Origin of the sequence: Pseudomonas sp. BF-R-24 (genome assembly GCF_019947335.1) — a bacterium.
GTDB lineage: Bacteria > Pseudomonadota > Gammaproteobacteria > Pseudomonadales > Pseudomonadaceae > Aquipseudomonas > Aquipseudomonas jessenii.
In genome coordinates, this window is record NZ_JAGYGG010000002.1 from 203,749 (window position 1) to 216,496 (window position 12,748).

A 12,748-nucleotide genomic window follows, 5' to 3' on the forward strand; every position below is an offset into this window, starting at 1 on the left:
TGGGATCAGTTATTGGGCCCAAGGCGCCCGGCGCGAATCGTTCAGCCCGACCAGATAGCTGTCGCCACCTAACTGGCTCATCTGTCGCCGAATCCAGCCTGCGCGTCGCGCCACGTAAGCGGTCGGATGGCTCGCACTCCACACGCGAGGGTTGGGCAGTACAGCGGCCAACAAGCTCGATTGCTGACGGCTGAGGTTCCTGGCGCTCACGCCAAAATGATGCCGGGCCGCCGCTTCGGCGCCAAACACGCCGTCATCCCACTCGACACTGTTGAGGTACACCTCAAGAATCCGTTGCTTGGGCCAGAACACTTCGATCAGTCCGGTGAACCAGGCTTCCAGGCCTTTGCGCAGCCAGCTGCGGCCAGACCACAGGAACAGGTTTTTCGAGACTTGCTGGCTGAGGGTACTGGCGCCACGGATCGAACCGCCGCGCTCGTTATGGGCAAACGCCGCCTGAATTGCGCCGATATCGAAGCCCCAGTGCTCCGGGAATTTCTGGTCTTCGCCGGCAATCACCGCGACTTTCAGGTCATCGGAGATTTCGTCCCAGGGTTTCCAGGTCCGTTGCAGGTCGATGGGTTCGCCGTCAAACCAGGATTCGATCTTGCGCTCGACCATCAGCGTCGTCCCCGGTGGCGGCACCACGCGAAAGATCAGCACCAGCAATACGCTGCCACCCATGAACCAGAGCACGGCCTTGGAGAAATGACGGAAATAGATACGCAGCATAGAGATGGCTTGGCCGAACCCGTTGAGCGGGCCATTATACAGACCCTTTGGATCGAAACTGACTGGAGTTCTGCATGCTGCGTGGCTTTCTGATGCTGGCCGCTTTTTTCGGCTTCACCGGTGTCGGCCTCGGGGCCTTTGCCGCCCATGGCCTGAAAAACCGTCTGACACCTGAATATCTGACGATTTTTCATACCGGCGTCACTTACCAACTGGTGCACACCCTGGCGCTGCTGGGCGTGGCGCTGCTGGCCACGCAGATTCCCGGCCGTTTGCTCACGTGGGCCGGCGCATCCTTTGCCATCGGCATCCTGCTGTTCTCCGGCAGCCTGTACGTGCTCACGCTGACGGGTATCAGCAAGCTTGGCATTGTCACCCCGTTCGGCGGCCTGGCCTTCCTCGCGGGCTGGCTCTGCCTGGGTCTCGCCGCCTGGCGCTTGCCGCTGACCACTTGACGCTTATTGCTGACCTTTAGGTCACGATCGGGCTAGAATGCCAGCCCCTAAAAATGATGGCGGCATCCGGCATGCGCATTCAGTTGAACGGCGAATCCTTTGAACTGCCCGACGGTGAAACCGTTGCGGCCCTGCTGACCCGTCTGGACCTGACCGGTCGCCGGGTGGCGGTCGAACTCAATCTGGATATCGTCCCGCGCAGTCTGCACGCAGACACCACGTTGAACGACGGCGACAACGTCGAAGTGGTGCACGCCATCGGCGGCGGCTAGCAGCCTCGCCCCAGTGGCCACAGAATTCTGCAAGTACCTCACCCCTACAGAGGATTTCCCATGAGCATCGTTCGCAGCGACAAGCCTTTCGTCCTGGCCGGTCGTACTTACCAGTCGCGTTTGCTGGTCGGTACCGGCAAGTACCGTGACATGGAAGAAACCCGCCTGGCCATCGAAGCCTCGGGTGCCGAGATCGTCACCTTCGCCGTGCGCCGCACCAACCTTGGCCAGATCGAGGGCGAGCCGAACCTGCTCGAAGTGCTGTCGCCGGATCGCTACACCTTCCTGCCGAACACCGCCGGTTGCTATGACGCTATCGAGGCCGTGCGCACCTGCCGCCTGGCTCGTGAGCTGCTCGATGGCCACAACCTGGTCAAGCTGGAAGTGCTGGCGGATCAGAAAACCCTGTTCCCCAACGTGATCGAAACCCTCAAGGCCGCCGAAACGCTGGTCAAGGAAGGCTTCGACGTGATGGTTTACACCAGTGACGACCCGATCATCGCCCGTCAGTTGGCGGAAATCGGTTGCATCGCCGTGATGCCGCTGGCCGGTCTGATCGGCTCCGGTTTGGGGATCTGCAATCCATATAACCTGCAGATCATCCTCGAAGAAGCCAAGATCCCGGTGCTGGTGGATGCTGGTGTCGGTACTGCTTCCGACGCCACTATCGCCATGGAACTGGGTTGTGATGCCGTGCTGATGAACTCGGCCATTGCCCACGCCCAGCAGCCGGTCATGATGGCTGAAGCCATGAAACATGCGATCGTCGCAGGCCGACTGGCCTACCTCGCCGGCCGCATGCCGAAAAAACTCTATGCCAGCGCCTCTTCGCCGCTGGATGGTCTGATCAAGTAAGAGCCATTGATGACTGAATCGAACGACACGCCTATCCAGACGGAAGAAGGCGACGAGCGCCAACACCGCCGAATCAAGAGTTTCGTGATGCGCGCCGGGCGCATGACCGAAGGCCAGCAAAAGGGCCTGGAGCAGGGCACTCCGCTGTTCGTGCTGCCGCTGGCCGACGCGCCGGTGGATTTCGACCAGGTGTTCGGTCGCTCGGCACCGCGCTCGCTGGAAATCGGTTTCGGCATGGGCCATTCGCTGCTGGAAATGGCAGCGGCTGCGCCGGATCAGGATTTCATTGGCGTTGAGGTTCACCGTCCGGGTGTCGGTGCGCTGCTCAATGGCGTGCTGACACAAGGCCTGACCAACCTGCGGGTCTACGATTGCGATGCGATCGAAGTGCTCAACCGCTGCGTGGCCGATAACAGCCTCGATCGCCTGATGCTGTTTTTCCCGGACCCGTGGCACAAGAGCCGTCACCACAAGCGTCGTATCGTTCAGGCGTCCTTCGCTGAGTTGGTGCGCAGCAAGTTGAAGGTTGGGGGCATTCTGCACATGGCCACTGACTGGGAGCCGTACGCCGAATACATGCTGGAAGTGATGAACGTCGCGCCGGGTTACCGCAACCTTGCCGAAGACGGCAAGTGCGTACCACGCCCGGCCGAGCGCCCGATCACCAAGTTCGAACGCCGTGGCGAGCGTCTTGGGCATGGGGTGTGGGATTTGAAGTTCGAGAAGCTGGCTTAACACTTACACGGTAAAAAATGTGGGAGCGGGCTTGCTCGCGAAGGCGTCGTGTCAGTCGACATTAATGTTGTCTGATACGCCACTTTCGCGAGCAAGCCCGCTCCCACAGTTGTTTTGGGTGTGGCCAAAGTTCAGCGGCGGTCAGCGACCACGCCAATCAACACCAGCACCACCAGCAACACCGGCGCCAGGCTGTAGTTGTTGAACTGGCTCAAGCCGCGCACGACCCACGGCGTGGCGTAGATCAGCGCCGCGCCGCTGCCGATCATGCACAGCAGAGACATCAGTGGCACACGCAAGGCGCCGGCGATGCTGCCCAGGCGTTGCTCGACCCAGCCTTTGAAATCCGCACCAAACAGCACCAGCAGGCAGCCCACCAGGGCCAGGGCGATTTCCGAGAGGTTGCTGCGGCTCCAGCGAGACACAGTGGCAAGCAGGTCGAGTACCAAATCCATTCGATTTCCTTATGTCAGAAATTTCTGCAGCAAGTCGTTGAGGAAGAGTTGTCCGCGCTCGGTGGCTACCAGACGTGAAGGTTCGACCTGCAACAGGCCGCTTTGTTCGGCTTCACGGCGGCCTTCAGCGAGGCTTTCCAGCGTCATGCCGGTACGTTCCGGGTACAGCCGCGATTCGACGCCTTCAGTCAGGCGCAGTGCGTTCATCAGGAATTCGAACGGCATTTCATCGTTGCCCAGCGCTTTCTCGCCGGCCTTAAAGCTTTTCGCCGGATTCAGGTAATCCTTCGGAAGGCGGGTCTTCCAGGTGCGAATGATGCGCCCGTCCGGATGGCTGAGCTTGCCATGGGCGCCGGCGCCGATGCCAATGAAGTCGCCAAAACTCCAGTAATTGAGGTTGTGGCGCGCCGGGCGACCGGGCAGGGCATAGGCCGAAACTTCGTATTGCACGTAACCATGTTCAGCCAGCAGTGCTTGCCCGGCCTCCTGAATGTCCCACAGCGTGTCGTCTTCCGGCAGAGTCGGTGGCTGGTTCCAGAATACTGTGTTCGGTTCCAGGGTCAGTTGATACCACGACAGGTGAGTCGGTTTCAGGGCGATGGCTGTGCGCAGGTCGGCCAAGGCATCGTCCAGGGACTGATTCGGCAAGCCATGCATCAAGTCCAGGTTGAAGTTGTCGAACCCGGCCTGCCGCGCCATACCGGCGGCGCGTACGGCTTCGTCACCGTTATGAATCCGTCCCAGGGCCTCGAGCTTTTCTTGCTGAAAGCTCTGAATACCGATCGACAGGCGATTGATCCCCAGTTTCCGGTACGCCACGAACTTGTCTTGCTCGAACGTCCCCGGATTGGCTTCCAGGGTGATTTCGATGTCGCTGGCAAACGGAATGCGCTGTTCGACGCCTTTGAGCAAACGACCCAGCGAATCAGCGCTGAACAGGCTTGGCGTGCCGCCACCAAAGAAAATCGAGCTCAGCTCACGACCATAGACGGCGTGCAGGTCCTGATCGAGATCGGCCAGCAATGCGTCGACGTACTCTTCTTCCGGCAGCACGGGGCTGGCGGTGTGGGAGTTGAAGTCGCAATAAGGGCATTTGCGCACGCACCACGGGATGTGGATATACAGCGCCAGCGGCGGCAGCACAGGCAGGGCCGCCCGAGGCGATAGAGCGTCGCCGCCGAAGATCAGCGGCGACGCGGATGATTCACGGGTCATTTCAAGCCCAGACGCTGGCGCAGCAGATCCATTGCACGGGCGCGGTGGCTGATCTGGTTCTTGTCGCCTGGGCTCAGCTCGGCGCTGGAGCAATCGCGCTCCGGCACCCAGAACAGCGGGTCGTAGCCAAAACCGTGTTCGCCGCTGGCCTGGGTCAGGATTCGCCCGTGCCACAAACCTTCGCAGAGGATCGGCAACGGATCATCGGCGTGGCGCACCAGTGCCAGCACGCATACGAACTGCGCGCCACGTTCGGCTTCAGGCACGTCTTTCAACACGTCGAGCAGCTTGGCGTTGTTCGCCGCATCGCCCTTGCCATCGGCATAACGCGCCGAGTAGATACCGGGCGCGCCGCCAAGGAAATCCACCGCCAGCCCGGAATCGTCGGCCAGCGCCGGCAGGCCGGAAATGCGCGCGGCATTGCGGGCCTTGAGGATGGCGTTCTCGACGAACGACAGGCCGGTTTCTTCAGGCTCGACGCTGCTGAACTCGCCGATCGAGCGCAGATGCACCGACTCGCCGAGCATGGCCTGGAGTTCCTTGAGTTTGCCGGCGTTATGGCTGGCCAGTACGAGTTGCGTGAAGTTGATCATTGGCCAGGGAAGAGCTCTTGGTTGAAATTGATGGTGTTGATCTTGTCGCCGGTCTGCACCTTGATGTTGAAAGTGCGGATTTCCTGCTGCGGTACCGGGTATTGGGCGATGTAGTAAATCGCTCCTTGCTCGGTGACCTGCTTGAAGTTCAGTGTGTAGCTTTGGCTGGTCAGGTCTTTGACGGTGCCGCTGACGTCGGCCGCCATCGGCGTGCCGGCCTTGATCACCGAAATGTTGATCACGCCCTGATCCTTGCTGCGGGTCAGCTGGGCAGCCTTGGCAACGTCCGGTAGCAGGTAGGTGGAGTTGAAGGTGTTGTAGTGTACCGTCACGTCACCGAAGGTTTCCTTGCGTTCGCTCTTGATGGCGTCGGCGGCCATGGCGGTGACGCTCAGGCAGGCAGTGAGTAGAAACAACGCTAGACGACCCATGATCGTTCTCCTTGAAGTAGGGTGGATCAGACCGCGACCTTGTGGTCGGAAAGTCCCGGACTGCTGACGCGGTAGATACCGATCTCACCTAACAGATTAGGCCATAGCTTGCTGGCCCACCCGTGCCGATGCTGTTGATCCACGGCCAGCCGATCAATGACCTTCGCTTCACGTTCGCGACACAAGGCTTCAAAGTCGGCGAAGGTGCAGAAGTGAATGTTCGGCGTGTTGTACCAGGTGTACGGCAGGAACTCGGAAACCGGCATGCGGCCCTTGCTCGCCAGGTACCAGCGGCACCGCCAGTGGCCGAAGTTGGGGAAGGTGATGATGCACTGGCGACCGACGCGCAGCATTTCCTCGAGGATCCTGTCCGGGTAGTGCACCGCTTGCAGCGCCTGGGTCATGACCACGACATCGAAACTGTTGCTGGCAAAGTTGCCCAGGCCCTTGTCCAGGTCCTGTTCGATGACGTTGATGCCCTTGGCCACGCACTCGGCGATATTGTCGGCGTCGTTTTCCAGGCCATAACCGGTGACTTGCTTGTTATCGCGCAGCCAGGTCAGCAGTTCGCCATCGCCGCACCCGAGGTCGAGCACGCGGCTGCCGGCGGGGATCCATTCCTGGATGATTTCCAGATCAGCTCTCATGGCTTTCTCACAACGTAATGCGGTTCATGTAATTGCTGAATGCCTGCAGGTAGCGCGGGATCGGAATCAGGAAGGCGTCGTGGCCTTGCGGAGCGTCGATCTCGAGGTAGCAGACGTCCTTGCGCGCGGCCATCAGCGCGTCCACCAGTTCCCGCGAGCGGGCAGGGGAGAAGCGCCAGTCGGTGGTGAACGACATCACGCAGAACTTGGCCTTGGCGCCTTCAAAGGTTTTCGCCAGGTTATCGTCGAAGTTCGCCGCCGGATCGAAGTAATCGAGCGCTTTGGTCATCAACAGATAGGTGTTGGCATCGAAGCGCCCGGAGAACTCTTCGCCCTGATAGCGCAGGTAGCTTTCCACCTGGAACTCGACGCTGTGGAAGTCGTAGTTGAGCTTCTCGCTCTTGAGCCCGCGGCCGAATTTCTCGCCCATGGAGTCGTCGGACAGGTAGGTGATGTGCCCGACCATCCGCGCCAGCATCAGGCCGCGCTTGGGGATCACGTTGTGTTCCTGGAACGAACCGCCGTGGAATTCCGGGTCGGTGAGGATCGCCTGGCGCGCCACTTCGTTGAACGCGATGTTCTGCGCCGACAGCTTGGGTGCCGAGGCAATGGCCAGGCAGTGACGGATGCGGTCAGGGTAAGTGATGCTCCATTGCATCGCCTGCATGCCGCCGAGGCTGCCGCCGATCACGGCCGCGAACTGGGCGATGCCGAGACGGTCCGCCAGGCGCGCCTGGCTGTGCACCCAGTCTTCCACGGTCAATACCGGAAAGTCGGCGCCGAACGGCTTGCCGGTGTCCGGGTTGATACTGCTCGGGCCGGTGGAACCGTTGCAGCCGCCGAGGTTGTTCAGGCTGACCACGAAGAACTTGCTGGTGTCGATCGGCTTGCCGGGACCGATGCAGCTGTCCCACCAACCGGGTTTGCGGTCGTCGGCGCTGTGGTAGCCGGCGGCGTGGTGATGGCCGGACAGGGCGTGGCAGATCAGCACGGCGTTGCTCGCCGTGGCGTTGAGCGTGCCGTAGGTTTCGTAGATCAGGTCATAGGCCGGGAGCGAGCGACCGCAGGCCAACGCCAGGGGTTCGCTGAAGTGCGCCACTTGCGGCGTCACCAGACCAACAGAATCGGGGGGAAAGGCAGCTGGCATCGACCCTGCTCTCATTGAAATGAGGCGTAAGTCTAAAGACCGCTGGGGTTAGCGGCAAGCAACGATCGGGCCTGATTTCATTCAGCAGAACCGTGGTGCGGCCTTCGCGAGCAAGCCCGCTCCCACAGGATTGATGCGGTCCATGTGGGAGCGAGCTTGCTCGCGATGAACGATGACGCGGTCAGCCTGCGGGACGCACCAGATCAGGCAAGTCCGGCAACTTCTTCGGCGAGCAGATTCGCACCCGTTTCTGCCGGTTCAACTCGCCACTGATCAGGCTGACCTGGCTCTTGGACACGCCAAAGGCCTTGGCCAGAAACGCCATCAGATACGCGTTGGCCTTGCCCTCGACCGGCGGCGCGGTCAGGCGGATCTTCAGGCGATCGCCGTGCAGCCCGCAGAAGTCATCACTGCGGGCTGCCGGTTGCAGGTGACACTCCAGAATCAGGTCGTCACCGTCCCAGCGAAACCAGCTCACCGGGTCAGATCAACACGCGGAGGATTTGCGGCATCATGGTCATGGCGGCGAGGTTGTTGATCACCAGCATGTCGATCAGCTTGAGTGCCAGGAACGCAAAGATCGGCGACAGATCCAGGCCGCCCAGGCTTGGCAGGAACTTGCGGAACGGCGCCAGGGCCGGTTCGCAGACGTCGTTCACCAGTTCGGCGCCCGGGTTATGGCTGCCCGGGGCGACCCAGGACAGGATCACGCTGATGATCAGGGCGAAGAAGAAAATCTTCATGAACAGCGCGGTCACGCCGATGAACGACCAGATCAGCAATTGCAGCGGGTTGCCGATGGTGCCGTAGGTCAGCAGCAGGGTCAGGGCCATCAGCGCCAGTTGCACCAGGATCGCCAGCACCAGCGAGGACATGTCCAGGCCGAACACGCTCGGGATGATCCGGCGCAGCGGCTTGAGCAGCGGCTGGGTGGCCTTGACGATGAACTGGCAGATCGGGTTGTAGAAGTTCGCCCGCACCAGTTGCAGTACGAAACGCATCAGCACGATCAGCAGGTACAGGCTGCCGAGGGTTTGCAGCACGTAGACCGCTGCGGTATTCAATCCAATCATGAAAAGCTCCTTATTGACCCAGTTGTTCGGCCATCTCGGCCGAGCGATGCGCGGCAGCGCCGAGTGCTTTTTCGACCAAGGCTTCAAAGCCATTGGCCTGGAACGACTTGATTGCAGCTTCCGTGGTGCCGGCAGGCGAGGTGACACGGCGGCGCAACTCGGCCGCGTCGACGTCGCTGGAGACCGCCATATGTGCGGCGCCCAGGGCGGTTTGCAAGGTCAGTTGCGCAGCGATGTCCGCCGGCAGGCCGAGTTTCACGCCGGCGGCGGTCATGGCTTCGATCAGCAGGAAGAAATACGCCGGGCCCGAGCCGGAAACGGCGGTGACGGCATCCAATTGCTGCTCGTCATTCAGCCATAGGGCGATACCGACCGCGGACAGCAACTCCTGGGCCTGCTGACGCTGTTCGGCTGACACTTCGGTTGTTGCGAACAGACCGCTCGCGCCCTGACGCACCAGCGCCGGGGTGTTGGGCATGCAGCGCACGATCGGCTGGGCGCCGAGCCAGTTGTTCATGCTGGCGCAGGTGATGCCTGCGGCAATCGAAACCACCAGTTGATGGGGCTTGAGGCTTGGGCGAATGGCTTCGCACACGGCTTTCATCGCCTGGGGTTTGACCGCCAGCACGACCACGTCGGCACCGTCGATGGCCTGGGCGTTGTCGGCAAAGGTTTCTATGCCGTGTTCAGCGCTCACGCGGGCACGGGTTTCTTCGCCCGGATCGCTGGCGCGGATCTGTGCCGCTTCCAGACCCTTGGCCCGCAGGCCGCCGATCAGACTGGCGGCCATGTTGCCGGCACCGATAAAGGCAATACGTGTCTTGCTCATGTCAGGTCCTTATAAAGAGAAGAGTCAGCCATTTTTCAAGGCTGGCCGTAGTCGCGGGCGCCAAACAGGGCGGTACCGATCCGCACCCAAGTGGCGCCTTGGGCGATGGCCGATTCGAGATCGTGGCTCATGCCCATGGAAAGTGTGTCGAGCGGCAGGTTCAGGCTGGCTTGCAGGCTTTGCACGGTAGCGAAAGCGGCATCCTGGGTGGCGCGATCTTCCGTCGGCTCGGGGATTGCCATCAACCCGCGCAGTTTCAGGCGCGGCAGGGCGCAGATGGCGTTGGCCAGGGCCGGCAGATCGGCCGGAGTGCAGCCGGACTTGCTGGCCTCGCCGCTGACATTGACCTGAATGCAGATGTTCAAGGGCGGCAAATCGGCGGGACGTTGTTCGGACAGCCGTTGTGCGATTTTCAGGCGATCCACGGAATGCACCCAGTCGAAGTGCTCGGCGATAGCGCGAGTCTTGTTCGATTGAATGGGGCCGATGAAGTGCCAGATCAAGGGCAGGTCGGCCAGTTCGAGTTGCTTGCCCAGCGCTTCCTGAAGGTAGTTCTCGCCAAAGTCGCGCAGGCCGGCGGCGTAGGCTTCACGCAGGTCTTGAGCGGGTTTGGTCTTGCTCACAGCCAGCAACTGGACGCTGTTTTCGGCGCGGTTCGCGGCAAGTGTTGCAGCATGTATGCGCGAACTAACCTGAAGAATGTTGTCTGCTATGGTGGACATCAAGAGGTGCCAGCGGTCTGAAGGTTCGCGGCATTCTACTGGAATTGAGAGGTGCTATGGATATCACTGAGCTGCTGGCATTCAGCGCCAAACAGGGGGCATCCGATCTGCACTTGTCCGCCGGCCTGCCGCCGATGATTCGCGTCGACGGTGATGTGCGACGCATCAATCTGCCGGCCCTGGATCACCAACAGGTGCAGACTCTGATCCATGCCATCATGAATGACGCCCAGCGGGTGGACTTCGAAAAGCATCTGGAAACCGACTTTTCCTTTGAAGTGCCCGGCGTGGCGCGTTTTCGGGTCAATGTGTTCAACCAGAACCGTGGCGCGGGCGCGGTGTTTCGCACCATCCCGGCGAAAGTGCAGAGCATGGATGAGCTGGGCATGGGCGACGTGTTCCGCAAGATGACCGACGCTCCCCGTGGCCTGGTGCTGGTAACCGGCCCGACCGGTTCCGGCAAGTCCACTACGCTGGCGGCGATGATCGATTACCTCAATACCCATCGCCATCACCACATCCTCACCATCGAAGACCCCATCGAGTTCGTTCACGAGTCGCGCAAATGCCTGATCAATCAGCGTGAAGTCCATCGTGATACCCGTAGTTTCGCCACCGCCTTGCGTTCGGCACTGCGGGAAGACCCGGATGTGATCCTGGTGGGGGAGATGCGCGATCTGGAAACCATTCGCCTGGCGTTGACCGCGGCCGAAACCGGCCATCTGGTGTTCGGCACGCTGCACACCACGTCGGCGGCGAAAACCATCGACCGGGTGGTCGATGTGTTTCCGGGGGACGAGAAGTCGATGGTGCGCTCGATGCTCTCCGAGTCGCTGCTGGCGGTGGTGTCCCAGACCCTGGTGAAGAAAATCGGCGGCGGACGCGTCGCGGCCCACGAGATCATGCTGGGGACATCGGCGATCCGGAACCTGATCCGCGAGGACAAGGTGGCGCAGATGTACTCGGCGATTCAGTCGGGAGGGTCGTTGGGGATGCAGACGCTGGATATGAGCTTGAAGGACCTGGTGACCAAGGGGTTGGTCAGTCGTGACCATGCGCGGGAGAAGGCGCGGTCACCGGATAATTTTTGAGGAAGATTTGAGGTGCTTTCAAGGGCCTCTTCGCGAGCAAGCCCGCTCCCACATGGACTGCATTAATCCTGTGGGAGCGAGCTTGCTCGCGATGGGGTCATCATGTTCGATGCAGATTCAGGGCGCTGAAATCAGCGCTGAACAACCCGCAACGCATTCTGTTCTTTCGGCAGGACCCGCTTGGCAACCACGTAGTGGTTTTCCCAGTACGGTTTCTTCAAAGTGTCGATGGAGACCGACTTGCCACGACGTGGCGCGTGGATGAAGCGGTCGTTACCCAGGTAAATGGCAACGTGATTGACCCGACGACTCTTGATGTTGAAGAAAATCAGGTCGCCCGGCTTCAGGTCGTTGCGATCGACTTTCTCCCCATGACCGCTGGCCATGGCGTTGGAGGTGCGTGGCAGGTCGAACGTGGCGTCGTTGAACGCGTATTTCACCAGGCCGCTGCAATCGAAGCCTTTGCTTGGGCTGCTGCCGCCCCAACGATAGGGAGTGCCGAGGACGTTCACGGCGCGGCTAAGCACGTCGCTGCTTTCCTTGGTGCCCATCGGTGGAACCAGGCCGCTTTTGCTGCTGGCCAGGCTTGGAGCATATTTAGCGGATTTCTTGTCTTTGCTCGAAGGAGCAGAGGCATGGGATTTTGGGGTGTAACCATTAACGTTTGGAAGACGTTGCTCACGATTGGTGGCGTGGGCGGCCAGTGGCATCAAAAGGCAAATGGTTAGCCATGTCTTGAAAAATGAACGCATTAGGCAAGGCTCTTAATAGGTTAGCGCGCAACTTTATAACAGCTTTTTTGCCGCTTCCGAGGCCGTTGGTCGATTCAATCCGGGGGGCAATGGTGGCAAAAAAGCGGCAAAATGGTGCAATTGTCGGACAGGAGTCCGGTGTTACAAGGCTTTGACGGGAGTGAAGGTAGCACTTGCCATACGTCGGGTGCCTGTAAAAAAGTCACAAAGAATTAAAGAATATTTATCTATCGTGTGAATCGAGGTCATTCATGAACCCCTATCAACAGGCTGTCCAGCAGCAAGACACCCACAGCAAAGTGATCGGTTACCTGCTGTGGATTTTCGGTTTTACCGGGGCTCACCGCTTCTATTACGGCAGGCCGGTGACCGGGACGATCTGGTTCTTCACCTTCGGCTTGCTGGGGATCGGTTGGCTGATCGACCTTTTCCTGATCCCGTCCATGGACCGTGAAGCGGACCTGCGGTTCACCGCAGGCCCCGTCGAATACAACGTGGCGTGGATCCTGCTGACGTTTCTCGGGGTGTTCGGCGTGCACCGGATGTATCAGGGGAAATGGATCAGCGGGTTGCTGTACCTGCTGACGGGCGGGTTGTTCTTTCTCGGGGTGCTGTATGACTTCTGGACGTTGAACGACCAGGTTTCTGTGCGTAATGCGCAGAATAGAGGCGCCTTCTAAATCGTCTTCGCGAGCAAGCCCGCTCCCACATTTGATCTTTGGTGTTCACAAATACTGTGTTCAT

Annotated in this window: 18 protein-coding genes; 6 read left to right on the top strand and 12 right to left on the bottom strand. The window is 60.3% G+C overall.

The window, feature by feature from the left end; genetic code table 11:
• Positions 1–9 precede the first annotated feature (9 nt).
• Positions 10–732: a monofunctional biosynthetic peptidoglycan transglycosylase gene (gene mtgA, locus KGA98_RS02495; RefSeq protein WP_057712908.1), complete on the bottom strand. Its 723-nt coding sequence runs from the start codon at positions 730–732 to the stop codon at positions 10–12.
• A 74-nt stretch (positions 733–806) separates the two neighbouring features.
• Here mtgA and KGA98_RS02500 point away from each other — a divergent pair, with 74 nt between their 5' ends.
• The 4 genes from KGA98_RS02500 to trmB all read left to right on the top strand — a co-directional run bounded on the left by KGA98_RS02500 (position 807) and on the right by trmB (position 3,049).
• Positions 807–1,187, top strand: coding sequence for a DUF423 domain-containing protein (locus KGA98_RS02500; RefSeq protein ID WP_057712909.1), 381 nt, complete (start codon positions 807–809; stop codon positions 1,185–1,187).
• 71 nt (positions 1,188–1,258) lie between these two features.
• Entirely contained in the window at positions 1,259–1,459 is a 201-nt protein-coding gene (thiS, locus tag KGA98_RS02505; RefSeq protein ID WP_198530228.1) for a sulfur carrier protein ThiS, read from the top strand.
• Positions 1,460–1,519: 60 nt separating this feature from the next.
• Entirely contained in the window at positions 1,520–2,314 is a 795-nt protein-coding gene (locus KGA98_RS02510; RefSeq protein ID WP_007975390.1) for a thiazole synthase, read from the top strand.
• A 9-nt stretch (positions 2,315–2,323) separates the two neighbouring features.
• Complete coding sequence (gene trmB / locus KGA98_RS02515; protein ID WP_057712910.1) at positions 2,324–3,049, top strand: tRNA (guanosine(46)-N7)-methyltransferase TrmB; 726 nt, start codon at positions 2,324–2,326, stop codon at positions 3,047–3,049.
• 131 nt (positions 3,050–3,180) lie between these two features.
• On the opposite strand, the gene KGA98_RS02520 is transcribed toward trmB, so the two are convergent.
• The 10 genes from KGA98_RS02520 to KGA98_RS02565 form a co-directional block, all read right to left on the bottom strand.
• Positions 3,181–3,504, bottom strand: a complete 324-nt coding sequence (locus KGA98_RS02520) for a DUF3392 domain-containing protein (protein ID WP_007987827.1) — start codon at positions 3,502–3,504, stop codon at positions 3,181–3,183.
• 9 nt (positions 3,505–3,513) lie between these two features.
• On the bottom strand, positions 3,514–4,719 hold the full coding sequence (gene hemW, locus KGA98_RS02525) for a radical SAM family heme chaperone HemW (protein WP_223500811.1): 1,206 nt from the start codon (positions 4,717–4,719) through the stop codon (positions 3,514–3,516).
• Positions 4,716–5,312 (bottom strand): RdgB/HAM1 family non-canonical purine NTP pyrophosphatase, encoded by a 597-nt coding sequence (gene rdgB, locus KGA98_RS02530; RefSeq protein WP_007987823.1) that lies wholly within the window; start codon positions 5,310–5,312, stop codon positions 4,716–4,718. Before rdgB ends, hemW begins: the two co-directional genes overlap by 4 nt.
• A complete protein-coding gene (locus KGA98_RS02535; RefSeq protein WP_057712913.1) occupies positions 5,309–5,743 on the bottom strand; it encodes a DUF4426 domain-containing protein in 435 nt (144 codons plus the stop codon). The genes rdgB and KGA98_RS02535 overlap by 4 nt, the downstream gene beginning before the upstream one ends.
• Positions 5,744–5,769: 26 nt before the next feature.
• Positions 5,770–6,390 (bottom strand): methionine biosynthesis protein MetW, encoded by a 621-nt coding sequence (metW, locus tag KGA98_RS02540; RefSeq protein ID WP_056726485.1) that lies wholly within the window; start codon positions 6,388–6,390, stop codon positions 5,770–5,772.
• Between the two features lie 7 nt (positions 6,391–6,397).
• Positions 6,398–7,537, bottom strand: a complete 1,140-nt coding sequence (metX, locus tag KGA98_RS02545; RefSeq protein ID WP_223500817.1) for a homoserine O-succinyltransferase MetX — start codon at positions 7,535–7,537, stop codon at positions 6,398–6,400.
• Between the two features lie 181 nt (positions 7,538–7,718).
• A complete protein-coding gene (locus KGA98_RS02550; protein ID WP_008046477.1) occupies positions 7,719–8,015 on the bottom strand; it encodes a DUF167 domain-containing protein in 297 nt (98 codons plus the stop codon).
• 4 nt (positions 8,016–8,019) lie between these two features.
• On the bottom strand, positions 8,020–8,610 hold the full coding sequence (locus KGA98_RS02555) for a YggT family protein (RefSeq protein ID WP_223500819.1): 591 nt from the start codon (positions 8,608–8,610) through the stop codon (positions 8,020–8,022).
• 10 nt (positions 8,611–8,620) lie between these two features.
• Positions 8,621–9,439: a pyrroline-5-carboxylate reductase gene (proC, locus tag KGA98_RS02560; protein ID WP_090451947.1), complete on the bottom strand. Its 819-nt coding sequence runs from the start codon at positions 9,437–9,439 to the stop codon at positions 8,621–8,623.
• A 35-nt stretch (positions 9,440–9,474) separates the two neighbouring features.
• Complete coding sequence (locus tag KGA98_RS02565; protein WP_057712916.1) at positions 9,475–10,161, bottom strand: YggS family pyridoxal phosphate-dependent enzyme; 687 nt, start codon at positions 10,159–10,161, stop codon at positions 9,475–9,477.
• Positions 10,162–10,217: 56 nt separating this feature from the next.
• On the opposite strand from KGA98_RS02565, the gene KGA98_RS02570 reads away from it, so the two are divergent.
• On the top strand, positions 10,218–11,252 hold the full coding sequence (locus KGA98_RS02570) for a type IV pilus twitching motility protein PilT (protein WP_223500821.1): 1,035 nt from the start codon (positions 10,218–10,220) through the stop codon (positions 11,250–11,252).
• A 131-nt stretch (positions 11,253–11,383) separates the two neighbouring features.
• Here the strand turns inward: KGA98_RS02570 and KGA98_RS02575 are convergent, their stop codons facing one another.
• Positions 11,384–12,004 (bottom strand): C40 family peptidase, encoded by a 621-nt coding sequence (locus KGA98_RS02575; RefSeq protein ID WP_057712918.1) that lies wholly within the window; start codon positions 12,002–12,004, stop codon positions 11,384–11,386.
• Between the two features lie 251 nt (positions 12,005–12,255).
• Here KGA98_RS02575 and KGA98_RS02580 point away from each other — a divergent pair, with 251 nt between their 5' ends.
• Complete coding sequence (locus KGA98_RS02580; protein WP_057712919.1) at positions 12,256–12,684, top strand: NINE protein; 429 nt, start codon at positions 12,256–12,258, stop codon at positions 12,682–12,684.
• Positions 12,685–12,748: the final 64 nt, after the last annotated feature.